The following is a 26,270-nucleotide window of genomic DNA, read 5'->3' on the forward strand; positions in this document are numbered from 1 at the left end:
GGCTAGTTCATGGAAGTCGACGCGGGTTGAGGGAAAATTCCTAGGATGCAAACGGAGTAAAATTGAAGCTCGCTCTCCGGATCTTAATCCCCAGATGCGACAAGGCCCGCACTTGGCGGGCCTCGTCGTTGACAGTTGGTGGGCCGGGGTAATTTGAACCCGCTGGAAAATCCGTTGTAAACATTGAGTATTTTCAGGGGTGAAATTTTTTGGGATACAAATTGGGATACAAATCCTGAGCGGTTTCGATTAAGACGTTTCAGTTTTGGTCTTCGGAGGACCGAGAACGAAGGCTATCTGCCTTAGATCTTCCACCTTCAGGTCGATGCCTTTGCCCTTAGGGTTTTCCTCGAGATGTCCGAGCGTGTAAAGCGTGACATATCTCAATTCCTCTGCCTGGATGACCAGCTCTTTCAGGTACCGGCGGAAGCGATAAGCCTTCATTTGATCCGGAGGGACGTAAAGGGACACACGTTTTTCCGCCAGCCGATCAATGAAGTTGAAGCTGAATCCTTCGCCGTAGCGCTTCACTGTGCCCCCACCGAACAAGACGCAGCCGTTTTCACCCATCGTTGCTGCTTCAATATGGCGGAAGTACGAGCGGAGAGGGATCACTCCATATCCTGAAACCTGCAATGTCAGGAGGTTGAACTCTTCCCACGGTAAGGTCTTGGCGTTTCTGTAACTTTCCACCAATCGCTCTAGATCGGTGGTTTTCGTGGGACCTCGAGGCTTGTCGTTCGATTCACTGCTAGTCCTACGAGCCCCTCTCCCCTGACCATCTCCGTCTATCTCATCACCTCCCTTACCCGGACGGTCGCCCCCGGGTTTCTTTTCCTTCAGGTTTGGATCAAAGATATCGATGTAGTCATCGAGCTTGCGTTTGGCTTGCCGAACTTTTGCTTCTTCCTCTGTTTCACCTGGACGGCTTCTGTCCAGATCGCCGCTTGAACCGTGTTCAATCCACTCACAGGTTGGACAGTGTTCATCCTTCGGATTGGCACGGAAATGCGCAGCCTGCAATATCGTAGTTTCTTGGGGATTCAAATCGTAGTTGACGCCGGTGATCTTGGCGTCGAGCCTTCTGCACTCCTCATTGGTGCAGAGGAATGTGAAGCGTGCACGTGGCGGTTTTAGAGAGAGGTATTCACGCCGAGCGGCGGCAATAGACAACTCCTTTTCAAGCTCGACACAGTAAGCACGTGTGATGCGTTTGTTTGTTTTCATCCGACTGACATTCCTTGAACAGCTCTTCGTTGGGTCAACACTCCTTGGCCTGCTATTCGAGGCTAACGTAGGGAGAGCCGAAGTGCTAGAGCGGTCGGGGGACTGAAATCGAGCGGGGGACCCTGAGGAATTACAGAGCATACGGGGTCGGAAACCCGCAGCATTCTGTTAGCAGCAGTTAACTCAGCTTACTGAAATTTCAATGTTGAAATTGAAAGAGCCTTGAAGAAATTGACCATCGTTGTGAATTATGTGATGGCCCCCCTATTTGTGTTCAGATGTGAACATTTTACGGAGACTGCCACCTCTCTAGGCAATTTTAGCTACTTCAGAAAATCAGCCCAAAATTTTCCGTCGTTTGATCCCTATTGCGATTGATTCTGAATACTCTTGGGACCGCCAGCTGTCCTCCAGAAATAGCCATTAGGTCTTCCGCTGGTGGTAACTGCAAGAAGGGGAGGTGGGGCATGGCGGGTGTTACTAGGGTTACGCATGTTACAAGACTTTTAAATGATTGATTTATATGATTTTTTACGTAACACCGAGTGGGCGGATGAGAGCTTTGACTGATGTTACTTTTCAAATTAGTGTTACAACGCAAATTTGATGCGGTCGCCGCGTATCTGTGCCAGCAGTGGGCTCAGCAACACCCCGGCGCAGGTAGCAAGCTTAAAGAATCGCCCCTAAAGGTAGCTTTGGCCGCGGGTGCGAAAGGTAGCAGTGACTACGGATTAGGTCGGTGAATTGTTATTGGTCTATTCACCGAATATTTAAATGAGAATTCTGCAGGGAACGCCAGATGTCTGCTTCAAAAAGAAAGGCAGCTAACGTAAATAGTGATAGCTTCGGTCCGAGACTTTTTATAAAAGCAGGAGCTAAAGACGATCCGACCGAACGGGTTCTTAAAAAGTTAAAGGAGTTTGATAGTAAGGATAAAACGGATTCAATTGTTGCGCTTGCAAAGCATTCTATGTTGCCAAGCGATCTTTGTCGGCTTTTTACGATCGATACCTACTACCATAATCGGTCGGTGGCAGGATATATAGGTCCTGAAAACTATATTTACTGGTTGTTAGGCCTTCTTCAAGGAAAGAAAGAGGTAATAGCAGAGTTTAATTTGCGTCGAAGTGAGTTCAACGCCGCGACTCTGCGAGGTGATGAGAAAGGCTCGCTAGCCATTCTCGACCAGCTCGAAAATAAATCTGCAAATTGGTGGGCGTTCGAAAATAGAATTCATATTCAAAAAGAATTATTGTCGCAAGATACCAGGGAAGCAGTATCTGCCATTGAGAAAATAATTGCTCCTGGCCAAGCGTTACATAAAGCTAGATATCTGCTGCTGATGTCTGAAAGCAGCTTGGTGAAGCATTTTACTTCAATCATAATCCGTCAGCTTGATGAGCGGCGGAGTTCTGGTAATCGGGAGGCAATAGCGCATGGAGCCATTCTTTCATGTATGCTTCTTCCTATCTATTGGGATCAAAAGAGGGTGGTTGATTTCGAGGGCCTGATTTTATATCGTAATGAAAGTTTGATTGATCAGTATATGCTCTTAAAGACTACTTTGATTGAGCTTGTTGCCTCAGGTACTGAAATATCACCAGCGCTTGTAAGAAGAATAAAATCCCTGGCAAAGGATGTTGGTGATATTGAGCTTTTAAGTCTGTTTGAAATAGCTGAGCCAGGCGAATTTATAAAGTCCATGGTAGAAAAGTACACAGCTGGAGACTACGAAGAGGTAATTAGGTCGATTGATGCGGCCGTCGAGTCCGGCTCTAATGAGGTGTACGGGTTAATAGAAATTTACGCCAAGGCTAAAATTTACTGCGCCAATACTTCTGAAGTTAGTTTCTTTTCGAAAATTGCTAATAGCTTGGCAAATATTCTCACGCTGGATGAAAGTTGCCCTGAGCAAATTAATTATCTACAAAGGATCTGCGTAAAATTCAGAAATGAATTATGGGCGCGTTCGTTAATGTTTCATTTGGTTAGTATACTTTCCGAAATTGAAGATAAAGAAGTAGTTGAGCTCAGCAGAAAACATACGAAGTGCTTAGGCGCGTTCAATACTCCGAAGGCAAATTGCGCGGACTTCAAGACTGTAGTTAGCAATGATCCAATTTCAAAATCGATGCCTTTACAACGCGCTATCCGCTATGGAGTAGTCGCGCCTACTAAGCTAGAACTAGTAAGGACTGTGTTTCCTATCCCTGCAGATTACTTAAAGGTTCAGTCTGCATTGTATGTTAAAAACGCCGAGTGGCTGAATGCTATAAATTTTCTGATTAGAGAATACTCTAAAAACAAGCACGCTTTTATTCATCTGCCGGTTAATAGAATATGTAAAGAAGCAGCTGCTATGGTAAAAGAGGATAATGATACCTTTATATCATGTTTGATAGCTCTTGATATTTACAAGCGTGAAATAAACTCTGCATATGATGAAGAGAAGACGGAGTTGTTTGAGGATTGGTTGGCATTCAATGGTACGCATAAGCCATCTGAGATTTTCGCAGGGAAAACATTGTCGGAGAGAGAGAGTTACTTTCTAGAAAATATATGTGTTCCATCTCAGTTGGATAGCATAATACAGTATAAAAGCAATATGTCAGTTATACATGAGAGAGTTACGATAATTAATTTGCTTATTAATAGTCGTGATCATGAGTTAGAGTCGCTGAATATTGAAAAGCATAAAGTTATTGAAAATTTGTTTTCTGACAAGCTTCGGACGAAAATCGAGACTGGTAAGTTATATGTGGATATTCAGGCTCTGGAGGCCCAGCGGAAACACGCTTACGTCGCCATGTATGAGAAGGCAAAACTAATAGACGATATTTTGCTTGAGAATATGGAGTCTGTATCCGAAAAAGGTATTTCAGGGGATTTCTTTAGTGTTGACAAAATTGAAGGGGTTTCTTTAGCTATATCGACCAACAGAAAGACGGATATACTTTTAGAGATTTATGCTCAGGCCGCTCAGGATTTTGCTTTAAATGAGAACTTTGGACTAGATAAATATCTTAGCGCAGAAATACGTCATATAGTTTTTGTCGCGCAGTTAAGATCTAGTTTCGAGATTTCTAATTTGATGACTACTAGTGAGAATGGCGAGTATTTATCCAATAAGTATTGGATGCAAGAGTATGAGTACGTTGCTGCTGTTGTGATGGATGAAGTTGATGTACTGCTGAAGGAGTTCTCGAGATCTGTAGACGATATATTGAAAAGGGTGAGTAATCAATTTAGGGTTGGGGTGGATGGTAACCCCGAACTATATATTTTTGATTTTTCTTCTTATTATGAGAATGTCGTAGAGATTTCGAGAATAGTTAAAGATAGCTCCAGTTTTGAGGTTTTCTTTCGCGACCTTCTTGACTACATGTGGACGCTTTGTGGGGAGCACGCAAAAACTGCACAGTCATTAATAAATGATGAGCTTAAGCTTAAAGTCATTGAGCAAATTGATCTGCTGGAACAGGGGTTAGTGGCTGCGCGCCGCGGTACTAAGCTTGATCGTCTAACCAGTGAAATCAAAACGGCTCGAACTAATTTTAATAAAGAGATAGAAACTGTTTTGAATTGGTTTCGATTCGTTGGCTCTCATGGGGATGAAAGCTATCAAGCTCTAAGCGTTGTTTTGGAGGCAGCAGTCGCTTCATTTATTTCAATTTATGGTCATAATGGTTTGATTATTAACAGTTCGTCATGTGATAGCGAGCTTGTTCTAAATTTTAGAGAGTCTAGAGCGCTTTTCATATCGTTGTTTACCGCTCTTGAGAACTCTAATAAATACAGGGATGGTGGTGCGATAAGTGTTTTGCATAGGCGAGTCGACTACGGGGAGATTGTAGAAGTTGTCAATGTGTTCGATGAAAGAGCAATATTGGATTCGTCAGATTTTATCGCCCGGCAGAAGGTGAAGTGGAGTGACGCTAGTTCAAAATTAAGCCGAGAGGAAGGGGGGAGTGGGTTATACAAAATTAACAACCTCTTGTCGCATGCCTCTCCTGGGTTCAGGTTTGATATTCGGATACAGGCCAATCAATTTTTTGCCACTATGAGTTTAATTAATGAAAATTTTATTAGTGGAAGATAATTTTTTTAAGCGAGAGAAGGTTGTGGATTTTCTTCGGACTCTAGGTGAAATAGATGTTGTGGAGGCTGCCTCGTACAATAGTGGGTTAACGTTGGCATTATCTGAGAATTTCGATTTTCTGGTACTCGATATGAGTATGCCAACATTTGACCGTACTGAAAGCGACATGGGCGGAAGGTTTAAAGTCCTAGCAGGTAAGGAAATTGTAGCAAAGTTAAGGCGACAAAACCGCTTGGTTCCTTTTGTTATATTAACTGGGTTTGCAGACTTTAGCGTGGAAACCGATAAGCTTAATCTAGGTCAAATAAATGATCTGATGGCTTTAATGGGGGACGCATATCGAGGAACTATTTTTTTTGACTCCGCTAATTCCACTTGGAATGATTATCTCAGCGCGGCAATCTTGGGTCTAAGCAATGATTAATGTTCTTATTGTGGATGATAATCGGACGCGTGTCGAAGTGGTTGTTGGAGAAATTTCGAAAGCTGGGCTTTCTCCATTCGTAAATTTGGTTGTGTGTGAATCAGCTGATGAAGCGCGCTTGGAACTTTCTGCAAAATTTGATTTGTTGATATTGGACGTGGTATTGCCTAAGAAGGTTGACTCTACACCTCATCCAACAAACAGTATGGCGTTACTTAATGATATATGCGGAGCAAAAAAGAAATTTATTCGGCCTACACTGATAATTGGTCTGACAGCAAATGTTGAGGAGTTAGATAATTATAAAGCTGAGTTTTTGAGGAGTGTGACAGTCGTATTGGACGGGTCGCTGTATTCTAGCGATTGGAAATACAGTATTATGGGGTCTATCAAAAGCCTTCTTGATAGTCAACTTAAAGTAATCCAGAAGGAAACGGATAAGCTTCTTATTACCGTGCACGGAATTCGAACATATGGTAAGTGGCAGCAAGAGCTAAAAGAGAATCTAAATAAATATTCTCGAGATTTTAATAGTGTCGATTTTAAGTATGGTTTCTTCGACATCTTCTCCTTTTCTCTCCCCTATCTCCGTAATAGGAAGGCCATCTCTATAGCGAGGAGGATCGCATCGGTTCTTGATAGTAGTGCAGATAAAGATATTTACATTGTTGCCCATAGCTATGGGACATATATTTTGTCGAAAGCTCTTGAGCTGTGTGGTTCTGAAGTAAAAATTTGTTCGGTGATTTTGTGTGGAAGTCCGTTGAAGCACAGTCATGATATTGAGCATATAATTCAGCGATCCGAAATAACTATTAACGAATGCGGTACAAGGGATGGGATTTTAGTGTTGGCTCGATGTTTTTTACTTGGGTTAGGAGATGCGGGAAGGGTTGGCTTCACGCGAGAGCATACCTCAAGTTTTATGAATAGATGGCATAAAGGTGGTCACTCCCATTATTTTGACGATAAAGGGACTCCAAATTTTTACCAGCGATTTTGGCTTCCTTTAATGGCTACGGGCGAAAAGCCGATCTCGCATGACGATAGAGAGCCATATTTAACAGAGGATGTTGTTGATATTGGCATAAAGTTTTTAACTGTTTTGAAACCAATTTTGTACGGCTTTGGCTTTTATTTTTTGGTTAAATTTTTCGTTGGCCTAGTAGTTGGTTAGGTGGCTGCTGTTATGTTTCAATAGTATCCTTGATGACTGGCTGTGCTAGGCGTTGAATTTTTGGTGTGTTCTCGCCACAGCTCGAAAGACAATTTAAGCTTTCTGAGCGAGGCGAGAACCTTGATGTTTTCGAATAGTTAGCTTCTTTTTTTTAGCTGAGTATCCAATGCGTCGATCATGGTTTTTATCGTGCTGATAGAGAGTCTCTCTATTTTTGTTTTTTTGCTCCCGTTGCTGTCAATTATTTTCAGTAAGGCGGATAAGTGGGCTATTCTCGCTTTCAAATCATCGGTTAAGCATATGGCGCTATATGGAGTAGGGTTCATGTTGGAATCCATTGCTGCGAATTAAATTGACTACTCTTGTATGCAGGTTCGAATTTAAGACGTTATTTACATTGTAAGTAAGTCTTTTTCATTGTATTGGCCGGATCGATCCAACAGCTCGCGCCAGCTCCAGCTGTGGAAGTCTTCGCCTTCTTGTGGAAGTACCAGCCTCATCAGGCTGAGATGTTCGCCCCCTAGCATGCCTTGAACTTTCCATAGCTTGCCGCCCAACTCCATCAGCGCTTGTGCTTGTTCGTTCCACTGTTCTTCCAGCACTGTGCGGGCAAGGAACATCGCTGTTTTTTGGATCGAACTGTATTCCCTTTGCGCTTCGGCAATGTGCTGGTCGACGATGGCCAGCTCCTGTTCCAGTGCAGTGATGATCAGGTGTTGGCGCCGATTGTGTTCGGTCGCCGTAGCGAGGTTTTTCGCGGCCTTCTGCGCGTCGGCATTGGCGTTCTTTTCGCCCTCGGTATCGCCCCAGGCCACGGCCTGCGCGTAGGCGGTGGCGGCATCGGTTTCGGCTTGCCGGGCCTTGGTCATGTCGTCCTCCGCTTGCTGCTGGATCTGTGCCAGACGGCTGCTGAGGCTGTCGCGTTTTTCGTTGAGTTCTTGCTCGTCGGCTTTCCAGTTCGCCATCGACTCGGTGTAACCCGCCATCAGGGTTTCATGATTGAGCAGTTTCTCGCGGCGAGTGATCTTCGCATCGAGCAGCCAGGCACGGTGCTTACTGGCGTCGTAAGGAACTTTCAGGCTGCTGTGCTCCTTGCGGATTTCGGTCAGCCGTTCCTCCTCGATGACTTCGTCGCCTTCCAATAGCGCCTCTAACGGCGCCATCTTGGTGTGGTGCTGTTCAGCGTCGCTCAGGTACTTATCGCGTTGGGCGGTCAATTGGTTGATTTCATCGATCAACCGTTGCTTCTTGTCGCAATGACCGGTCGCGGCAGTGCTGTCCGAAACCGGCAGAGCTAGCCCGTTGTTTTCGCGGCCGGCCAGCAGTTCATGTTGTTCGGTAGAAGCTTGGAATTCGTTCATCTGTCTTGTTCCTTCAAAAATTGGATTTGGGTTGAATGAGCGGCTGGCGAGGCCGGGAATAAGCCGGCGCTACCTCGATCAGCGGACGTGTCTTCAGGCAGCCCGAGCCTCGCTCTCATCCGTTCCCGGAATCCTCTTCACGATGTAGCAGCGTTGGGGCCCAAGGCCGGGCAGGCGGACCAAACTCGATGCCTTGCCATCGCTGGCCGGCTCCAGCACGCCGCGCTGCAACAGCTCCTTGTTCACGGCGTTGATGTTCATGCCCCGGAAGATCTCGGAGCGCCATGCTTCGGGCAGCACGTAATAGGTGTTGGTGGTGTGCATGGTGTCGCCCATGCCATGTTCCAGCGTCTTGCGAAAGCCGAGGCGGTCGATGGTGCGCGGGCCGTGTTCGTCGATCTTCGCTGCCGCCGATTCCCACCGGGTGAAGCGGCTTTCGCCGAAGCGCTCGATGACCTGGCGCAGCCGCGCCAAGATCGCATCGCCCTCGAAGTTACCGGCGCCACCGCGCTCATGGAGCCAAGCGTTCAAGCACACCCGAGCGGCGGTGGTAGCCGTGCCGTCCGGCCAGCCCGTGATGCCCATCGCGGTGGCCAGCTCACCAGCGGCCGCTGCAAGGCCGAAGCGCGCCGCAGCACGATATGCCTGTCCACTGGCAGAGGCGGGGAGCGCTTGGGCAATAAAGCCTTCCAGCGTGCGGCGCAGGATTGCCGCCCAGCCGTGGCGCTTGCCGGGTTCGCACAGCGCAGTCAGGAACGCGGTAAGCGGGGTGCCGTAGTAGTTCGCTACGCGCGCCTTAAGTGCGTCGGATAGGGCGGCGGCGTCTTCGAAACCGTTGAGCGTGTCGAACATACCAAGGCCTTTGCTGGCATCGGCCGGGACGGCGAGCATGCGCACCTCCATGCCGGCTTTCAGTTCCTTGTTGGCTTCGGCCATGTGCTGGGCCAAGGTCTTCTCGCCGGTGGAGAGAAACAGCAGGCGCCATTCCTGCACCTGCCGGCCTGCTTGACCTCGATCATTGGCGCGGGCCTTACCGGTGCCATTGCCGAGCATGTACACCGTCTCGCCGATGATGCGGGCATCACACATGCCGATTTCATCGAGCACCAGAAGACCGTCGGAATGCGCGGCAGCGATCGACTCCAGCGCGTTGTCGGTCGAGCGCCATGATCGCACCAGACGCGGCCCGCCGTAGATCGAGGCGGCAACCTGCAGGTGCGTGGTCTTGCCGCCGGAGCTATCGCCGTACAGGTGAAAGCCGCCCGATTCGTGGCCCAGCATGTGCAACAGGGGACCGGCGAAGGCGACGCCGACGACAAACGCCAAGCGATGGTTGCCGATGCACAGCGCGCCGATCTGCTGTTGCCATTGTTCGAGCGTGCCCGCTTCGCTGATCGGCGGAAGCTGCGCGCCGGCCTCGTAGAAATGCAGGTGTTCCGGGTGCATGCCAACCTGCTGCTCGGGCAACAGAAAGGCGTTGTCATGCCAGCCCAAACGGGTGACCAGTCGCGCACGTTGAGCGCTGTCGAAGCCGCCCAGGTAACTCTGCAAATCGTTGCGTGCATTGCGTCCCGAACGACTGCCGGCTAGACGCAACCCCATGTCCACCAGTGGGCCTAGCACGTCCTTACCGAAGTCGCCGGTCATGGTGCGTGCCGGGATGTTCCAGCGTTTCTTGGTGCCGTCTGGGTCGTCGAACTCAACCAGCAAACCCCAGTTGTGGCCCTTCTCGTCACGGGTGCGCGCAAGGATTGCCAGTGGCGAACACACCGGGCGTGCTTCACCGTCGTCGCCTGCGTAAAACACACCCTCGGGCGTCAGGCGAAAGCCTCCCGGCATCAGGTCGTTTTTCGATTTTGCCGGGCGCTTGGCTGCTGCTTTGGGTTTCGCTTCCGGCTCTGGTTCCGGCTTGGGTTCTACCGGGGCAACCATAGGTTTTTCTTCGATCACACCGAACAGCTCGCCGCCGCTTTCCAGCGCGGTGAAGTGGCCGACGGTCCAGCCTTTTGCGAGCGCATCGGCGGCATCGTCGCCATCATCCCATTGACCACCTTTAGCGAACGCGGCGCGGTCGTTCTTCAGCGTCGGCTTGCGTTTGAACACCTCTAGCGCAATGACCCGGACCGAGGCGGCGCCGATGTCGCGCAGCTTCTCGGCAACGGTGGCCATGCAGGCTTTACCGCTGTCATCGTTGTCCGGCCACAACAAAACGTCGCGCCCCTTGAGCGGCGTCAGGTCAGCTTTGTGCCAGGAGTTGGAGCCGTTCGGCCAGCAGGTGGCCACGTAGGTCGGCAACAGCTCGGCGGCGGCATCGGCCGCTTTCTCGCCTTCGCACAGAATCACCGGTGCGTCAGCGCGCTGGGCCAGTTCATCAAGGCGCAGCAGCGGGCGCGGATCCGGCAGACCTTGCCAGCGCCATTGCTGGGTTTGGCTATCGGTGCGCTGACACCACGTCAGGGGCGCAAAGACCTTCTTCGGCTTGCCGTCCTCATCCGGGCCGAGGTCGAAGCGATACAGCGCCATGAGTGGCTGACCCTGTGCATCGCGATAGATCCACACCTTCGACGGTACGCCGTGATCACGGTGCTTGGCCGGGCACTTGTTCATGGCCTCGGTCGGGATCGGCTGGATGGCGTTCCATGTCGGCGCCTTGGGCTTAGTCGAGGCGACCGTGATCTTTGCGGCGCCGGGCGCAACGTTTAGCCAATCTGCCAACTTGTTGCACGCTTCGACGTCGGTGCCGCCGTCCAGATAGCGCACCAGATCAATCAGGTCGCCGCCTTTGTCGCCGGTGGCGAAGTCGGCCCAGGTGCCCTTGCTCAAATTGACCTTGAGCGAACCGGCGCGCTTGTCGCTGCGGGTAGGATTCGGGGCTGTGTATTCCTTGCCGCCGTCCACACGCTTGCCGTTGGGCAGCCAATGCGACAGGACACGATCAATGTCTTTCAGTGCGGCGGCTTTCACGTCAGCAAAGCTTGGACGTTTCGCGGTGCTGTTCGGGCGTTGGCTCATGTGTCAGCCCTCGGCAGAAACAGCGCGTCGTTGATGTCGTCGATCAGCGCTTTCGCCATCTCGCCCAGGTACAGGGCGGGCCAACTGAAACGCTCGCCGTGGTCACTCATGGCCGCGTCGAAGTTGAGCTGGTTCGCGTGATGTTGCAGCAACGACACCATCTCTAGCGCGTCTTCGACGGGTATTCCGGCATTCACCCGAAATAGCTTCAGGTCGGTGGCATTAGCGCGAGAAAAGGTAGCGTGGCCCGGTGTGGTGGGAATGCTCATAGCACACCGCCTTTTTGCACCGCAGGGGCCGAAGTGTTGTCACCGTGCATGGCCAGCGTTTTGATCAAACCGAGGGTGCCGCGCACGTCCCAGAGGACGGCAGCAATGACGTGATTGGCAAGGCGCGAGGATTCGTTTTCGAAGTGATCCTCAAGCAACGTCAGCACCGAGTCAGCGCGGTCGATAGCGCAGGTGATGGCGTCGATAGGAATGCCTGCCTCTGCGGTCGGATTCACGCAAAGCAGATTTTCGGGCAGGGCAAAACTCAGTGAGTTGTTCATTGGGCACCGCCTGCGGTTTCGAGTGCGCGGGCTTTGGCCATGTGAGCGTTGTAGCGGGAGAGGCGTGTAGCGAGGCTGGAATTGGCGTGTAAAGCGGCGAGAGCCATTGCACGGTGTGCAGCGGCGCGAATTTTGGACGGATTGAGGGCGTGCATGGGTGGAGCTCCTTCTTAAGTGGGAACTGCCACGATTCGTCGCCAAACGAATTGGGGTGGCAGCTGTGCGCAGGTTGGCGAACCGGGTAAGAAGGAACCCGGCAGACCCGAAGGTCTCCCACGCACAGCCGCCATAAAGCAGGAATGCGGGCACAAAAAAAGCGCCTGCAATCGAGATGGGGGCGCCTGTGCGCCTTCTTAAACTCGGGTCGCCAAACCCGGTCGCTGATTTTGCAGCGACGGCCAGAGAGTAACGTCCGTTTTTCGAAAGTGCAACTGCGCTGATGGCTTGCGGATTTTTCAGGTGCGGCATAAATTGTTCGTGCATGTAGATTGACCTCAACGCCTCCGGATCGCCCCCGGAGGCGTTTTCGTTTCAGGCGTGGGCTTCCCAGCGCAGGGAGAGACGGGGTAGAAATCCGCCGCTGAGCATGGAGCGGGCGTCTTCGTAGGCGTCGACCTGCTGGCCTTCGTCGACGACAACGGCCCCAGTCTTTTCGCAGTGGAGGGAGAGGGCGCACCAGGTGCCGTCGGCCCAACTGAGCACACTAACCACTCGACCTTCCCTGTCCTGTTGGCTGCGGTAGCGTTCAAGACGCTGCATGACGCAGGGCGAAAAGCCGACCCGACGCGAGACGGAAAAGGGGTGCATCAAGGAGTTGTTCGCGATCTCTTGGCTCATGCTGCCTCCTGCACGCTGGCGAACAGAGGTGGCGGTGTTTCGCCTTTCAGCCATGCCAAAATCTTGCTGTCCTCTACGCAGCGACGACGGTGCTGTTCAGCCATATGCTCACGGCGTTGCGCAACACACTCATCCACGTAGCTGGCTAGATCCGAGGTCAAGCGCCTGTCGTGATGAGCGCGCTCGCTCGCCGTTTTTTCAACCGCAAGATCTTGTTCGGTGATGCGTTGCCACACTGCTGGATCGTTCGCGTATCCGCCCGACTGGTCCACCAGCCAATAGGTGACCCAGTCGGTCATGCCGAGAGATTTCAGCGAAGCGAGGCGGCCAATTTTCATGGCGAAGTGTCCGGTGCCATGAACACTGGCGAACTCTCTGCGCACCGCGTTACGGCGAATCAGCTCTGGCAGTTCCCACGGGTTGGCTGTCAGGGGTAGAGCGAGGCCGTCGGGATTGAAAAAGAACGCTTCCTGGTCATTGCCGTTCCAGCTCACACCCGCGATGGTGCGATGCCGCCAGTTGATCGATCCGGGAGCGTAGAGACGAAATCCGATGGCGTAGGTGTCATGAAATGGCCCATTGAATGGGCTGTAGTTGCGCTTCATGCGGCCACCTGATCACGCGCCTCGATGCGGCTACGTGCCCACGCTTGAACCTCGGAAAGAACCCAGGCGACCGGGGCGCCGCGTGCGTTACTGTTGCTCAGTTTGACGGGCTGCGGAAAACCGCAGTCAGTGCGCTGCATCAGTTTGTAGATGGTCGAACGCTTCATCCCTACGATGCCTTCCACCTCTCGCATTCTGATCAAAGTCGAAGCGGCATCAAAAAGGGAGGGAGAATTGGTGGGCGTCTTGCGGGAAGGGTCGGTGACAGAGGTGTTCATAGGTATTGCTCTCGATTGATTTGGACAACGAGAGCAATGATCTAGGCGATTAAATTTTCAAAGGAGTTAAGTTCCATTTGAAATTCAGGTGAACTACACCCTGTGTTGCTTAAGGATCGCTTCCACGCGTTTGCGGGAGAGTGCCTTGTCCGTTTCCTGGGAAATCCAGGCAGGTCGTTGCTTGTACGGCTTGGCGACTTGTTGTTTAAACCAGCGGTGTACTTCGGTGGTCACATAGCGCCGTGACATGCCTTCCAGCTTTAGAGCGCGAGCTTTTTCGACAAGTGCCACATCGCGTTCGCTCACCTCGTCGACTCGGTCTTTGCCGCTGATGATGCCGGCCTTTCGCCGGGTCGCTTCTCTGATTGCGCTGAGTGTTAACGGTCTCAATTCATCGCGACGTAACGCAGGCAGAACGGTGATCGGTTCTAAATAAATAACGTACAGTTCCAGCGCATCAATGCGGTCAGCTTCGTTAACCTGACTTTCTATGTACTCGCAATAAACGTCCCGCGACAGGTCTGACATAGATATTCCCTTGGGTAGGGCGCAGCGCTCGACATCACGCATCCAATCATTCAAAACCTCCAAGGCTTTGACCGCGCAGGCCATGATGTACACCGCGTATGCCTGATCGTCTGTGATGAGATCGCATCGACCATATTGGCGAACAGCGCGCGCCAGATATTCGGGAGGGGCTGACATGGCGTTTTCTGAAATCGTTTCCTCGTGCTGCGTCACCTTGATACACATGGAAGTGAGGGTGTCGTCGATGCCGGCTTGGTGAAGGCGTAGATGGCATCGATCAATCAACTGACAGGCATTCAGGATCTGTTCACGGCAGAGGGGATACAGCGGCTGGGCTGATAGGTATTCAATCAAACCGGCCGTTGAGTTTGGCCATTGAATGCTGTCACCGATCGCGCTCGCATTCATGAGCATTGGTGTTGCCCCAAAGCATTTGGCTCAATCCCGCGCCCTGTGTCGTGCAATCTTCTCCAGCGGCACACGCCTAACCCTAGGTCTGCCTGCAGCGAGTGAGGAATAGCTCTGGCGTTACACCCTTGGGCGGCGTCACACGAGGTGTACGGAAAGTCGTTCATGAGTGTAACGGGCTGGAAAGCCAATGAATCCGGGAGTTTGGCCAAGGTCGTTACACGAGTAACACCGGTAACATGGACTTTGAAGGGGGTACGGGCATGCCTGCTCATACCACCTCATCGAAATGCCCGTGAACGACATTTCCGGCAGCCAACTGATCCAAGTAATCCGCGTACCACTGCATCATCGTTGTACGTTGCTTGAGGTAGATAGCTTTGTTGTAAACACCGGCAACTCCATCCTTCACGTGTGAAAGTTGGGCCTCAATGTGGTTTTCATCAAAACCATGCTCGTTCAGTATCGTGCTGGCAATGTGTCGGAATCCATGGCCGGTTTGTCGACCTTCATAACCGAGTCGACGTAACGCCATCAGGAAGACGGTATTGGAGCGCGCTTTGGTTGTATCGCTACGGCCAGGGAAAAGTAACTGATAGCTGCCGGTTAAAATATGCAGTTCTTTCAGCAGAATTACCGCCTGGTGAGGAAGTGGAACGAGGTGCTCTCGGCGACGTTTCATCCGCTCCGCCGGGATTGTCCACACCGCTTTCTTCAAATCGAACTCTGACCATCGAGCCTCGCGAATTTCTGAGGGGCGACAAGCCAACATGGAAAGCAAGTGCAGGCCAATACGGATATCCACAGCACTGGGATAAGCACGGATTGCTCGGAGCAGTGGAGGCAGTTCTTCTTGGGATACATGAGCGTAGTTTTCTGCCGGTTTCGTCTGCAGAAATTTATGCAGGCCTTCTAGCGGGTTGTGGGTTGCCCGGCCAGTCACCCTGGCAAGGTCGTAGATCTCACGACACATTCCCCGAACGCGGCTGGTCTGCTCAATGATTCCTTTACGTTCCATAGCCCGAAGGAAGTCCATCCATTCCATCGGCAGAATCTCCCGATAGGGACGGGTTCCGAAAACCGGGAAGACGTGAAGCTCTAGCGCCGATGGTTCGAACGGCGGTTCCGTTGGTCCAGCCTTTTCGCTTGGACGCGTACCACTCCCGAGCTAGTTTCTCGAAGGTATTACTGGCGCTTTCCAACTCCGCAGCTTTTTGGGCTCGCATCGTGGCCAAGGGGTTGCTCCCCTCAGCTGTACTAGCCCGCAGTTCGGTCGCTTTCTGTCGCGCAGCAGATCCAGTGACAGCCGGGTAACTGCCTAGCCCTATCCATGACCACTTACCGTCCGCTTTCTTGTATCTAAGCTGCCATGACTTTTTGCCATCGGGCCGAACACGGAGATACACGTTGTTTCCATCGTGCTCTCGGTACTCCTTTGAATCGGGTTCCAGAGTGGCTATAACCGTGTCTGCTAGAGGACGACGTTTAATTTCAGTGCGCTTCATTTCCTTGTACCCATCAGTTTCAATTTACATCCGTGGTACACAGGAGGATACAGCGCATGCTGGGATAGGGGTAGACAGAGAGGGACAGCCAGAAACAAGAAAGCCCGCACGGGGCGGGCTTCTTGGGGTTTTTCGTAGACTGTTTGAGACAGGTCTAGATTTCTATTTGGTGGAGCCGGGGGGATTTGAACCCCCGTCCGCCAGTACTCCGCTGTCGGTACTACATGCGTAGCCGTGTCTATTAAGTTAACCCTCAGCGACCCGACGGGCAGGGTGCTTTGGGCGAGTTGTGTAAGTTTTAGCCGCTTCGTCCACAACGTACTGCACGGCGATTCTGTTCTATATGACAATCATTTCGGGTTTACAGACATCCCCTGATGATTGCTGGGCCCGAAGGCACCAGGAGTGCATGTCAGCTGCAATTAAGCAGCGAGAGCAGCACCGTATTGGTCGTCATTGGCAACTATAAGAAGTTGCAACAGTGGATTTACGACTTCTGTTACCAAGTCGGCATGCACCTAGAGTTTCGCAACCGGCGTCGAATCCTGAACGGCCCCGAACTCATTGCCCGGTACATCTGTTCGAGCAACAAGCACGCGCAGTGTACGCCAAACGGCCCGCTAGGCCAACCCGAAGGTTGGCCGGGCCTGGATCAATTGTTGGTGCCGGTGGATTTGCGCAGTTCCAGAATGGTTTGCGAGGTTTCCGCAACACAGTCATCGATCTTGCCCTGGGCCTTGAGCGCCTGAGCCTTTTGCACGCTGGTTTCAGCACGCTGGCTCAGTTCAGGCGACGATGACAGCTGCCCCTTGGCATTGTTGATGGTCTGGATGTTGGCGTCGCACAGGTCGGCAGGCTTGTCTGCAGCAAAGGACGTGGAAGCCATCATCGAGGCAGTAACGAACAGACCTAACAGTACAGAACGTTTCATATGAATCTCCTTGAACTGAGGGATCCCGACTTCGCTGGCCGTCAGGACGGGCAACCGAATGGAGGAAAAGCCCCGATTGTTCGGGGCCTGTTCTGTGGACTGCGGTCGTTCGCAGGGGTTCTATTTTTCTTCAGGTGGCGGTTTCACGGGGTTTGGCCCGGGTTACTCGATCCACCAGATAGACCAGTCCGTGGTAGTCGATTCCGCCGTGTTGCGTCAGACCGATCTCACAGGTGCGGCTGGTGGAAATCCCTTCACTGCAATGCTGCACCGCATCCTTGAGGGTGCGCAGGGAGTGGCTGTTCAGCTCCGGTGTGGTGAAGCCCTTGTCGCCGGCAAAGCCGCAGCAATGAATGCCCTCGGGAATGACCACGGTTTTGCTGCACTTGCGGGCCAGGTCGATCAGCGCCTGGCTTTCCCCCAGGTGCTGCGTGCTGCAAGTCACATGAACAGCAATCGGTGCTTCCTGCGGGGTGAACTCCAGCCGATCGATCAGATGCGTACGGATAAAACGCACAGGGTCATACAGATCCAGGCGAACATTTCCCACATCCTGCACCAGTCGCAAGGTGCAGGGGCTGGTGTCGCAATAGATCGGATCGAGCCCGCCACGGCTGGCGTGCAGCAAGGCGCCGATCAGTTCCTGACGCTTGTGTTCAGCCTGTTCGGCGTAGCCTTTGGAGGCGAACGGCTGGCCACAGCAGAGGTTGTCCAGATTGTTCGGGAACACCACCTGATAACCGGCCTTCTCCAGCAGGCCACGGGTTTTGTCGTACAGCGACATTTGCTCCTTGTCGCCGGCTGCCGGTCCCATCACCCGCGATACGCAGGCCGGCAGATACACCACGCGCGGACGTTCGTCCGAGACGGTCGGACTGAGGCGAATGGCTGTTTCCGGTTGTGGCATGGCGTTGGTCCACAGCGGCACCTGGCCTTTGGACAGGCGCGTCAGCGTCGCCGAAAGTTTCGCCAGACGCGGCGCTCCCAACAGCATCCGCGCACCGTTGGCCACGTGCAGGGTGAAGCGCGCTCCTTGCAGGGTGGTGGCGAAATTTCCTTCGATCCAGTTGGCGGTTTTCTGATGCGTGGCGTGACGGCTGCGAAGCTTTTTCACCAGCTCACCGGTGTTGATGCCCACAGGGCAACGCTGGGCACACAAACCGGTCGCGGCGCAGGTTTCGATGCCTTGGTACTCGTAGGCTTTTTCCAGTTCGGTGGTGTCGATTCCGGCTCGTTTTCGCGCCTGAATGTCGCGCCAGATCACAATGCGCTGCCGTGGACTCAGGGTCAGTCCCTTCGATGGACAAACCGGCTCGCAGAAACCGCACTCGATGCACTTGTCCACAATCTCGTCGGCCGCTGGCAGCGGCTTCAGGTGCTTGAGGTGAATCTGCGGGTCTTCGCTGAGTACCACGTCCGGGTTGAGAATGCCGTTGGGGTCGAGCAGTCGCTTGAGCTGCCACATCAATTGATAGGCGTCGCTGCCCCATTCCAGTTCGACGAAGGGTGCCATGTTGCGCCCGGTGCCGTGTTCGGCCTTCAGCGAACCGCCGAACTCCACGGCCACCAGTTGCGCCACGTCGTCCATGAACGCCTGATAGCGTGCGACTTCTTCCGGGCTGTTGAAGCCTTGGGTGAAGACGAAGTGCAGATTGCCTTCCAGCGCGTGTCCGAAAAGGATCGCTTCGTCGTAGTGATGTTTGTCGAACAGCTCGATCAGACGGTTCACGCCGATCGCCAGTTGTTCCACCGGGAAGGTGACATCTTCGATGATCACCGTGGTGCCGGTCTTGCGCACGGCGCCGACGGCGGGGAAGGTGTCCTTGCGGATCGCCCAGAGGCGGGCGTTCTCGACCGGGTCTTCGGTGAAGTCGACCTGTTTTTCCACCGGGAAGCCTTTGAGCGACGCCATGATCTGCGCCAGTTGCTCTTGCAGCAAAGTGGAAGAGGCGGCGCGGGATTCGATCAGCAGCGCGCAGGCATTGTTCGACAGCTGCTGTACGAAATCCGGCATGCCGGGTTTGTCCTGCACCGAGCGCAAGCTGCGGCGGTCGAGCAGTTCCACGGCGGACACCGGTTGGCTTTTCAGCACGGTGACGGCGTTGCAGCAGGTTTCCACGTCGGGGAACACGATCAGCGCCGAGGCCTTGTTCGGGTGGTCGATCACCGTGTCGTAAGTCACTGCGCTGATGAAACCGAGGGTGCCCTCGGAGCCCACCAGCAAGTGACTCAAGATATCCACAGGCTCATCGAAATCCACCAGGGCGTTGAGCGACAGGCCGGTGGTATTTTTCAGACGATATTTGTGGCGGATTCGTGCGGCGAGTTCGGCATTGGCGCGGGTCTCGCGGCCTAATGTCGCAAGGCGCTCCAGCAACTCACTGTGACTTGCGCGAAACGCTGCGACACTGGCGGCGTCTTCGGTGTCCAGACGCGTGCCATCGGCCAAAACAAGACGAATCCCGGCCAGCGTGTGGTAGGTATTTTGCGCGGTGCCGCAGCACATGCCGCTGGCGTTGTTGGCGACAATGCCGCCGATCTTGCAGGCGTTGATCGACGCCGGATCCGGACCGATCTTGCGCCCGAATGGCGCGAGCCACGCGTTGGCCTGGGCACCGATCACGCCGGGTTGCAGGCGGATCTGCGTGCCTTGCCCTCGAATCTCCCGGGCGTTCCAGTTATCCCCAAGCACGATCAGCACCGAATCGCTGATCGCCTGGCCAGACAGGCTGGTGCCGGCGGCGCGGAAGGTCACCGGGACTTGGTCGCGCTGAGCCAGTTTCAGCAGCGCCACCACTTCATCTTCGGATTCGACGCGGATCACCAGTTGTGGAATCAGCCGGTAGAAACTGGCATCGGTGCCGAAGGCCAGGGTCGACAGCGGATCGTCGAAACGCCGTTCGGCCGGAATCAGTTGCTGCGCGTCGCGCAGGAAAGTCGCCGGTAAGGTCATTGGTCCTCCAGGATCAACACCACCAGGTCTTTCGGACCGTGGGCGCCGTAGGCCAGCACTTGTTCGATATCGGCGGTTTTCGACGGGCCGGACACCAGCAACGCGTTGGTCGGCATGCCTTGGGCCCACTCGAATTCCTGTTGGACCTGATAGAAGTTGTCGCGGATCTGGCTGGCCTTGAGCAGGGCGAAATGCACCGGCGGCACCAGGCTCATCAGTCGTGGCTCTTCGCGGGTTGGCCACAGAATCAGGCTGCCGGTGGCGGCGATGGCGCCGAGGGTGCCGGTGAGGCTGGCCGGGGTGTCGTTGAACAGCTCGGCTTTCCACTCTTCCATCGATCGGTCGTAGGATTTCAGCGCCGGCAGATCCGGATTATTCGCCCAGTGCTGTGTGATGCGCTGCCCGTGAGGCGTAGTCGGTGCGATCAACAGGCTCGGCAACTGACGGTCGCGCAGCAACTGTGCGAGCAGCGCCGGCCACGCTTCAGCGGACGTCAGATGGATTTCGGTGTGCACCGCTTCCATCAGTTTGCGCAGTTGCGGGATCCGTTGTTCGGCGCTGTAGGTGTAAGGCTGGGTCACCAGATCGACATCGAAGTTGTCGGCAATCGGCGTGGTGCCCGTCAGACTTTTACGCAACTTGCCGAGGATGTTTTGCTTGGCGCTCATCAACGGTCTCCTTGTTTGGCCAGATGCTCGCGAGCCATGTCATGCAGTGAGCGGGCGGCGGGTTTCGGAGCACTGTGGTTTTGCGTCCACGGGCCGACATTGTTCGGTGTCAGGGCCCGCAGGCGCGTGGCGAAAAATGCAAACAATCGATACAAAGTCGGCGAGCTGTTGAGCTTCGCCCACGCGTTCCAGATAAAGCGTTCCTTGCGCGAATACTTGCTGCCTTGGCCGCGCATCACTTGATGAGGACTGTCGGGGGCTTTGACGTTTTCTTCGCGCAGGCGGCGCAGCAGTGCGGGGATCGGAATCTTCACCGGACACACTTCACCGCAGGCGCCGCACAGCGAAGACGCGCTCGGGTGGTCCGGGACTTTCGCCAGGCCGACCATGTGCGGGGTAATGATTTTGCCGATCGGACCGGGGTAAACCTCGCCGTAGGTGTGGCCGCCGACGCGGGTGTAAACCGGGCAATGATTCATGCAGGCGCCGCAGCGGATGCAATTCAAGGTCTGGCGCAGTTCGCTGTCGGCAAACGCCTGGCTGCGACCGTTGTCGAGCAATACCAGATGCACTTCCTGCGGGCCGTCGAGTTCGTGTTCCTTGCGCGGGCCGGAGATCATGTTGACGTAGGTGGTGATCGGAATGCCCAGCGCCGAGCGGGTCAGCAATGACAGCAACGGCACCACGTCGCGCAGGTTTTCCACAACCTTTTCGATGCCGGTGACGGCGATGTGCACTGGTGGGACCGTGGTGGTCATGCGCCCGTTGCCTTCGTTTTCCACCAGCAGCAGGGTGCCGGTTTCGGCCACGGCGAAGTTGACACCGGAGACGCCGATGTCCGCTTCGAAGAATTTCTGCCGCAGGACCCTGCGACCGATCTGAATGAGTTGGTCAACGTCCTTGGTGTATTCCACGCCAAGTTTGTCGTGGAACAAGGACGCGACCTGACCGGCATTCTTGTGGATTGCCGGCATGATTATGTGAGAAGGCTTCTCGTGGTCGAGCTGGACGATGTACTCCCCCATGTCGGACTCCAGACATTCAATGTCCCGAGCCTCGAGGAAATGGTTCATCTCCATCTCTTCGCTGACCATCGATTTGCCCTTGATCACTTGCCGCGCCTCGTGAGCGCGGATGATCGAAAGGACGATGCCATTGGCCTCGTCCACCGTTTCCGCCCAGTGCACTGTCACACCGTTGCGGGTCAGGTTCTGTTCCAGTTGCTCGAGCAGGTCGGGCAACTTGGAGAGCGCGCGGGCACGGATCGCATTGCCCAGTTCACGCAGGTGTTCTCTTTCGTGGGCATCGCTGAAAGCCGCTGCCCGCTTGGTCATCAGTGAATCCATCGCGGTGCGGAAGTTGTTCCGCAGCTGCTGGTCGCCCAGGGCGTTGTGCGCCCGGGTGCGGAAATCTTCTTCTACGGCAACCGTAGGAATAATCGTGGAAGTGCTCATCGAGCACCTCCGGTTCGTTGCCACAGGAAGCTCGCCAAATGTTGCCCGCGCAGCGCTTCCTGCTGTTTTTCCAGCGAGCCGTTGATGTTCATCAAGCAGCCGCAATCGGCACTGAGTACCTGATGCGCGCCGGATTCCTTCAACGCCCGGGTCTTGTCGGCCACCATCGCGCCGGAAATGTCTGGCATACGGACGCTGAATGTCCCACCGAAGCCACAGCATTCGCTTTCGTGATCGTGGTTGACCCGTTCCACGTTGCTCAACTGCGCCAACAACTCGCGGCCGTGCAAATGGGTGTTCATTTCCCGTCGCGCCGAACACGAAGTGTGCAGCGCCACTTTGACCGGCTCGCCGCTGTCCTTGAGCTGCACCTTGCAGACGAACAGCAGGAACTCGGCCAGTTCATAGGTGCGGGCCGCGAGGGCCTGAACCTGTTTCAACGTTTCCGGCTCGTCCTTGAACAAGTCGGCGTAATGCTCACGGATCATTCCCGCGCAAGAGCCCGACGGCACCACCACCGGATAATCCCCGGCAAACAGCGCCAGTTGCGAGCGCGCCACCGTCCGCGCCTGCTCGGTGTAACCCGAGGTGTAGGCCGGTTGTCCGCAGCAGCTCTGCCCTTGCGGGTAGTCGACCCGAATGCCTTCGCGTTCCAGCAAGTGGATCGCGTCCATCCCGGCTTCGGGATAAAACAGGTCGACCACGCAGGTGCCGAACAGGTAGACCCGCGACGGTTTCTCGTTGGGGTATTGCCGGGGTTCGGGCAGTGGCGGTGCGACGCGAGTGGCGTTGGGCACTGCGTTGTAAAAAAGCTCGCTCATCAGGCGTGTCTCCGGGTGGGCCCGGTTATCCGTCTGTGAGGCTGCCGAATATAGAGCGTGTTGCTTTCAGCAGCCTTACAGACCGGGTCGTGAATTGCTGACGCCGGAATCACGAACCGGCGTCGGTTATTTCCATGCTTCTTGTAGTCTTCTTGTCGTTATCAGTGCACCAGCATGCCGGTGAACCAGTAGGCCTGGGCCAGGGTGATCAGGCCGACAATCGTTGCAAAGAATAGGCTGTGCTTGAGGGTGAAGCGGAACAGATCGGATTCCTTGCCCACCAGTCCGGTCGCGGCGCAGGCCACGGCAATCGACTGCGGCGAAATCATCTTGCCGGTCACGCCGCCGCTGGTATTGGCCGCCACCAGCAAGGTGTCGTTGACCCCGATCTGGTGCGCAGTGGTCGCTTGCAGCGAACTGAACAGCGCGTTGGACGAGGTATCGGAACCGGTGAGGAACACGCCCAGCCAACCGAGGAACGGCGAGAAGAACGGGAACGCTGCGCCGGTCGCTGCCAGTACCAGAGCCATGGTCGAAGACATGCCGGAGTAGTTGGTGACGAAGGCAAACGCCAGCACCATGCCGATCGACAGAATTGGCCAGCGCAGTTCGTAGAAGGTCTCTTTCAAAGTGGTCAGACCAGTTTTGAAATTGATCTTCAGGATGACCATCGAGATCAGCGCGGAGAAGAAAATCGCCGTGCCGGTGGCGGAAATCGGGTCGAGTTTGAACACTGCCGGGATGGCTGTCGGTGTGGCGACGATCGGCGCAGTCTTGATCACCAGTTGATCCAGATGCGGGATTGCGAAGTTGAACACCCAGGCGTACATCGAACCACCAGCGGCAAACATCGCCTTGAACGGTTTGAGGGTCCAGATGGTGACCAGTACGGTGAGGATCAGGAACGGTGACCAGGCCTTGAAGATTTCCCCGAGGCTGTAGGGGGATTCGATGGTGGTGCGTTTCTGGCCGAAACCGCCGACGCTGGCGGTGACCGCGACGTTCGAGGTTGCACCGGCGATCTGTGCGCCCGCAGTGCGTTTTGGCTGCCAGACTTTCAGGAACAGGGTCAGTGCGATCAGGCTGGCCAGGGCCGAGGTGATGTCCGGCAGTTCCGGGCCGATGAAGTTCGACGTGAAGTACTGGGTCACGGCGAAGCTCAGGCCGGCAACCAGCGCGGCAGGCCAGGTTTCACGCACGCCGCGCAGGCCGTCCATCATGAACACCAGCCAGAACGGCACGAACAGCGACAGCAGCGGCAGTTGGCGGCCGGTCATGGCGCCAATCTTGAACGCGTCAATACCGGTGACCTGCCCGGCGACGATGATCGGAATCCCCAAGGCACCGAACGCGACCGGCGCGGTGTTGGCAATCAGGCACAGGCCTGCGGCGTACAGCGGGTTGAAGCCCAGTCCTACCAGCAATGCTGCGGTAATTGCCACTGGCGCGCCGAAACCGGCCGCACCTTCGAGGAAGGCACCGAAGCAGAAACCGATCAGCAGCACCTGCAGACGCTGGTCATCGGTGATCGACAGCACCGAACTGCGGATGACTTCGAACTGACCGCTCTTGACCGTCAGTTTGTAGAGGAACACCGCCGCGACAATGATCCAGGCAATCGGCCACAGACCATAGGCGAAACCATACCCGGCGGCGGCGAACGCCATATCGACCGGCATCTGGAACGCAAAGATCGCCACAAGAATCGCCAGCGCCAGCGTGATGCTGCCGGCGACATGACCTTTGAGGCGAAACACCGCCAGGGCGAGGAAGAAGAAAACGATGGGGATGACGGCCGCGAGTGCGGACACGCCGAGACTGCCGAGCGGGCTGTAGAGCTGTTGCCAGGTTTGCATATGGGGTGGCCCCTAATTGTTGTTGGTCAGGCACTGTCAGCGTTCTTGGTTAATTGGTAAGACCAATTTACAATCGCTGTTGGCTAGGGTAAAAGCCTTGATGTCGGTGTGTCAATTTGCCGCCCTGAAACTTTCGTCGAATCACCGGTGCAGACTCGATCTGATCCGGTCCGGGGCGTTTCATCTGGCAGGTGTCGGCAAGGCGCCGATAGGCCAGAATAGAGAGCCCGGCGAGTGGTCGGGCTCGTGGAGAATTGAGTGATGGGGTTTGATCAGATACGTCAGCGCCGTTTGTCTGACGATATTGTCGAGCGGCTCGAGGGGATGATCCTCGAGGGCACGCTGAAGTCTGGCGAGCGCCTGCCGGCGGAGCGCGCATTGGCGGAGCAGTTCGGTGTTTCCCGACCTTCGCTGCGCGAGGCGATCCAGAAACTGGCGGCCAAGGGGCTGCTGGTCAGCAAGCAGGGCGGCGGCAACTACGTGGTGGAAAGCCTGGGCTCGACCTTCAGTGATCCCTTGCTGCAATTGCTGGAAAGCAATCCGGAGGCCCAGCGCGATCTGCTGGAGTTTCGCCACACGCTGGAGGCGTCGTGCGCTTATTACGCGGCATTGCGTGCCACCGATGTGGATCGCGAGCGACTGACCGCCGCGTTTGAAGAATTACAGGACTGCTACTCGCGCCATGACGAAGTGAGTCGGGCGGAAGAGGGCGCGGCGGACGCGAAATTCCACCTGGCCATCGCCGAGGCCAGCCACAACGCTGTGTTGCTGCACACCATTCGCGGGCTGTTCGACCTGCTCAAGCGCAACGTGGTGACCAACATCGGCGGCATGTACAAGCAGCGCACGGAAACCCGCGACATGCTGATCACGCAGCATCGGGAACTGTATCAGGCGATTATCGAAGGGCGTGCGGAGCAGGCGCGAGAGGTTTCCAGCCGACACATTCTGTATGTGCAGGAAGTGCTGGAAGAAGTGCGACAGGAAGTGCAGCGCATGGCTCGGGCCGAGCGGCGCAAGGGGATGTAAGCATGACCGTTCCCGTGCCGGGCACGGGAACGGTCATTCAGGCAGAGGAATCAGTCTTCCTTGCCCTTGTTGCGCACCGCACGCTGCAATTCGCGACCGGCGTCGCGTTCGCGTTCGGTATCACGCTTGTCGTATTCCTTCTTGCCCTTGCCCAGAGCGATTTCGCACTTGACCATGTGCTTGCTCCAGTACCAGGACAGGCACACGCAGGCGTAACCCTTCTGCTGTACGGCGGCGGCCAGCTTGTCCAGCTCGCGGCGGTTGAGCAGCAGCTTGCGGGTGCGGACCGGGTCGGCGATGACGTGGGTGCTGGCAGTCATCAACGGCGTGATGTGACTGCCGAGCAGCCAGGCTTCGCCGTCCTTGAGCAGGACGTAACTGTCGACCAGTTGCAGCTTGCTTGCCCGCAGACTTTTTACTTCCCAGCCGGCCAGGACCAGACCAGCCTCGAACTTGTGCTCGATGAAGTAATCGTGTCGCGCCTTTTTGTTCTGCGCGATGGTCCCTGTTGGGTGTTTCTTCTGTTTAGCCATAGGGGCGGCATTAT

Annotated in this window: 21 protein-coding genes, 1 other RNA gene and 1 pseudogene; 4 read left to right on the plus strand and 19 right to left on the minus strand. The window is 54.8% G+C overall.

What is annotated here, in order from left to right; all coding sequences use genetic code 11:
• Positions 1 to 249: 249 nt before the first annotated feature.
• Complete coding sequence (locus DXT77_RS03365; protein WP_119426632.1) at positions 250 to 1,227, minus strand: ATPase; 978 nt, start codon at positions 1,225 to 1,227, stop codon at positions 250 to 252.
• A 799-nt stretch (positions 1,228 to 2,026) separates the two neighbouring features.
• On the opposite strand from DXT77_RS03365, the gene DXT77_RS03370 reads away from it, so the two are divergent.
• From DXT77_RS03370 to DXT77_RS03380, 3 genes are read left to right on the plus strand one after another with little or no spacing between them, the layout of a single operon-like run.
• Entirely contained in the window at positions 2,027 to 5,326 is a 3,300-nt protein-coding gene (locus DXT77_RS03370; protein ID WP_119426633.1) for a hypothetical protein, read from the plus strand.
• Positions 5,301 to 5,750 (plus strand): two-component system response regulator, encoded by a 450-nt coding sequence (locus DXT77_RS03375; protein ID WP_119426634.1) that lies wholly within the window; start codon positions 5,301 to 5,303, stop codon positions 5,748 to 5,750. Before DXT77_RS03370 ends, DXT77_RS03375 begins: the two co-directional genes overlap by 26 nt.
• Complete coding sequence (locus tag DXT77_RS03380; protein ID WP_147406981.1) at positions 5,743 to 6,927, plus strand: response regulator; 1,185 nt, start codon at positions 5,743 to 5,745, stop codon at positions 6,925 to 6,927. The genes DXT77_RS03375 and DXT77_RS03380 overlap by 8 nt, the downstream gene beginning before the upstream one ends.
• 392 nt (positions 6,928 to 7,319) lie before the next feature.
• Here the strand turns inward: DXT77_RS03380 and DXT77_RS03385 are convergent, their stop codons facing one another.
• From DXT77_RS03385 to DXT77_RS03460, 17 genes and pseudogenes are all read right to left on the minus strand, one after another.
• Entirely contained in the window at positions 7,320 to 8,162 is an 843-nt protein-coding gene (locus DXT77_RS03385; RefSeq protein ID WP_119426758.1) for a chromosome segregation protein SMC, read from the minus strand.
• Between the two features lie 219 nt (positions 8,163 to 8,381).
• Entirely contained in the window at positions 8,382 to 11,300 is a 2,919-nt protein-coding gene (locus DXT77_RS03390) for a DUF927 domain-containing protein (RefSeq protein ID WP_119426636.1), read from the minus strand.
• Positions 11,297 to 11,569 (minus strand): DUF3077 domain-containing protein, encoded by a 273-nt coding sequence (locus DXT77_RS03395; RefSeq protein WP_119426637.1) that lies wholly within the window; start codon positions 11,567 to 11,569, stop codon positions 11,297 to 11,299. Before DXT77_RS03395 ends, DXT77_RS03390 begins: the two co-directional genes overlap by 4 nt.
• The gene (locus DXT77_RS03400; protein WP_119426638.1) at positions 11,566 to 11,850 is read right to left on the minus strand and encodes a hypothetical protein; all 285 of its coding nucleotides are present in this window, start codon (positions 11,848 to 11,850) and stop codon (positions 11,566 to 11,568) included. Before DXT77_RS03400 ends, DXT77_RS03395 begins: the two co-directional genes overlap by 4 nt.
• The gene (locus DXT77_RS29870) at positions 11,847 to 12,005 is read right to left on the minus strand and encodes a hypothetical protein (protein WP_170930078.1); all 159 of its coding nucleotides are present in this window, start codon (positions 12,003 to 12,005) and stop codon (positions 11,847 to 11,849) included. Before DXT77_RS29870 ends, DXT77_RS03400 begins: the two co-directional genes overlap by 4 nt.
• A 376-nt stretch (positions 12,006 to 12,381) precedes the next feature.
• Complete coding sequence (locus DXT77_RS03405) at positions 12,382 to 12,687, minus strand: hypothetical protein (protein ID WP_119426639.1); 306 nt, start codon at positions 12,685 to 12,687, stop codon at positions 12,382 to 12,384.
• Positions 12,684 to 13,292: a hypothetical protein gene (locus DXT77_RS03410; RefSeq protein WP_064383919.1), complete on the minus strand. Its 609-nt coding sequence runs from the start codon at positions 13,290 to 13,292 to the stop codon at positions 12,684 to 12,686. The genes DXT77_RS03405 and DXT77_RS03410 overlap by 4 nt, the downstream gene beginning before the upstream one ends.
• Positions 13,289 to 13,570 (minus strand): AlpA family transcriptional regulator, encoded by a 282-nt coding sequence (locus tag DXT77_RS03415; RefSeq protein ID WP_119426640.1) that lies wholly within the window; start codon positions 13,568 to 13,570, stop codon positions 13,289 to 13,291. The genes DXT77_RS03410 and DXT77_RS03415 overlap by 4 nt, the downstream gene beginning before the upstream one ends.
• 93 nt (positions 13,571 to 13,663) lie before the next feature.
• Positions 13,664 to 14,512: a hypothetical protein gene (locus tag DXT77_RS30040; protein WP_236193297.1), complete on the minus strand. Its 849-nt coding sequence runs from the start codon at positions 14,510 to 14,512 to the stop codon at positions 13,664 to 13,666.
• Positions 14,513 to 14,777: 265 nt separating this feature from the next.
• Positions 14,778 to 16,011 (minus strand): annotated as a pseudogene (locus DXT77_RS03425) (tyrosine-type recombinase/integrase).
• A gap of 167 nt (positions 16,012 to 16,178) precedes the next feature.
• Positions 16,179 to 16,568, minus strand: a transfer-messenger RNA (tmRNA) gene (ssrA, locus tag DXT77_RS03430).
• Positions 16,569 to 16,663: 95 nt separating this feature from the next.
• Positions 16,664 to 16,942, minus strand: a complete 279-nt coding sequence (locus tag DXT77_RS03435) for a hypothetical protein (RefSeq protein ID WP_085711868.1) — start codon at positions 16,940 to 16,942, stop codon at positions 16,664 to 16,666.
• A gap of 130 nt (positions 16,943 to 17,072) precedes the next feature.
• Entirely contained in the window at positions 17,073 to 19,895 is a 2,823-nt protein-coding gene (locus DXT77_RS03440) for an FAD-binding and (Fe-S)-binding domain-containing protein (RefSeq protein WP_119426641.1), read from the minus strand.
• Complete coding sequence (locus DXT77_RS03445; RefSeq protein ID WP_119426642.1) at positions 19,892 to 20,563, minus strand: lactate utilization protein; 672 nt, start codon at positions 20,561 to 20,563, stop codon at positions 19,892 to 19,894. Before DXT77_RS03445 ends, DXT77_RS03440 begins: the two co-directional genes overlap by 4 nt.
• Complete coding sequence (locus tag DXT77_RS03450; protein WP_119426643.1) at positions 20,563 to 22,017, minus strand: LutB/LldF family L-lactate oxidation iron-sulfur protein; 1,455 nt, start codon at positions 22,015 to 22,017, stop codon at positions 20,563 to 20,565. Before DXT77_RS03450 ends, DXT77_RS03445 begins: the two co-directional genes overlap by 1 nt.
• Complete coding sequence (locus DXT77_RS03455; RefSeq protein ID WP_119426644.1) at positions 22,014 to 22,838, minus strand: (Fe-S)-binding protein; 825 nt, start codon at positions 22,836 to 22,838, stop codon at positions 22,014 to 22,016. Before DXT77_RS03455 ends, DXT77_RS03450 begins: the two co-directional genes overlap by 4 nt.
• 161 nt (positions 22,839 to 22,999) lie before the next feature.
• Complete coding sequence (locus DXT77_RS03460) at positions 23,000 to 24,694, minus strand: lactate permease LctP family transporter (protein WP_085729534.1); 1,695 nt, start codon at positions 24,692 to 24,694, stop codon at positions 23,000 to 23,002.
• Between the two features lie 261 nt (positions 24,695 to 24,955).
• Between DXT77_RS03460 and DXT77_RS03465 the strand changes: the two genes are divergently transcribed.
• On the plus strand, positions 24,956 to 25,723 hold the full coding sequence (locus DXT77_RS03465) for an FCD domain-containing protein (protein WP_085711862.1): 768 nt from the start codon (positions 24,956 to 24,958) through the stop codon (positions 25,721 to 25,723).
• A gap of 50 nt (positions 25,724 to 25,773) precedes the next feature.
• Here the strand turns inward: DXT77_RS03465 and smpB are convergent, their stop codons facing one another.
• Positions 25,774 to 26,256, minus strand: a complete 483-nt coding sequence (gene smpB, locus DXT77_RS03470) for an SsrA-binding protein SmpB (protein WP_007953781.1) — start codon at positions 26,254 to 26,256, stop codon at positions 25,774 to 25,776.
• Positions 26,257 to 26,270 lie beyond the last annotated feature (14 nt).

It is taken from the genome of Pseudomonas sp. 91RF (genome assembly GCF_003576265.1).
Taxonomy (GTDB): domain Bacteria; phylum Pseudomonadota; class Gammaproteobacteria; order Pseudomonadales; family Pseudomonadaceae; genus Aquipseudomonas; species Aquipseudomonas kribbensis.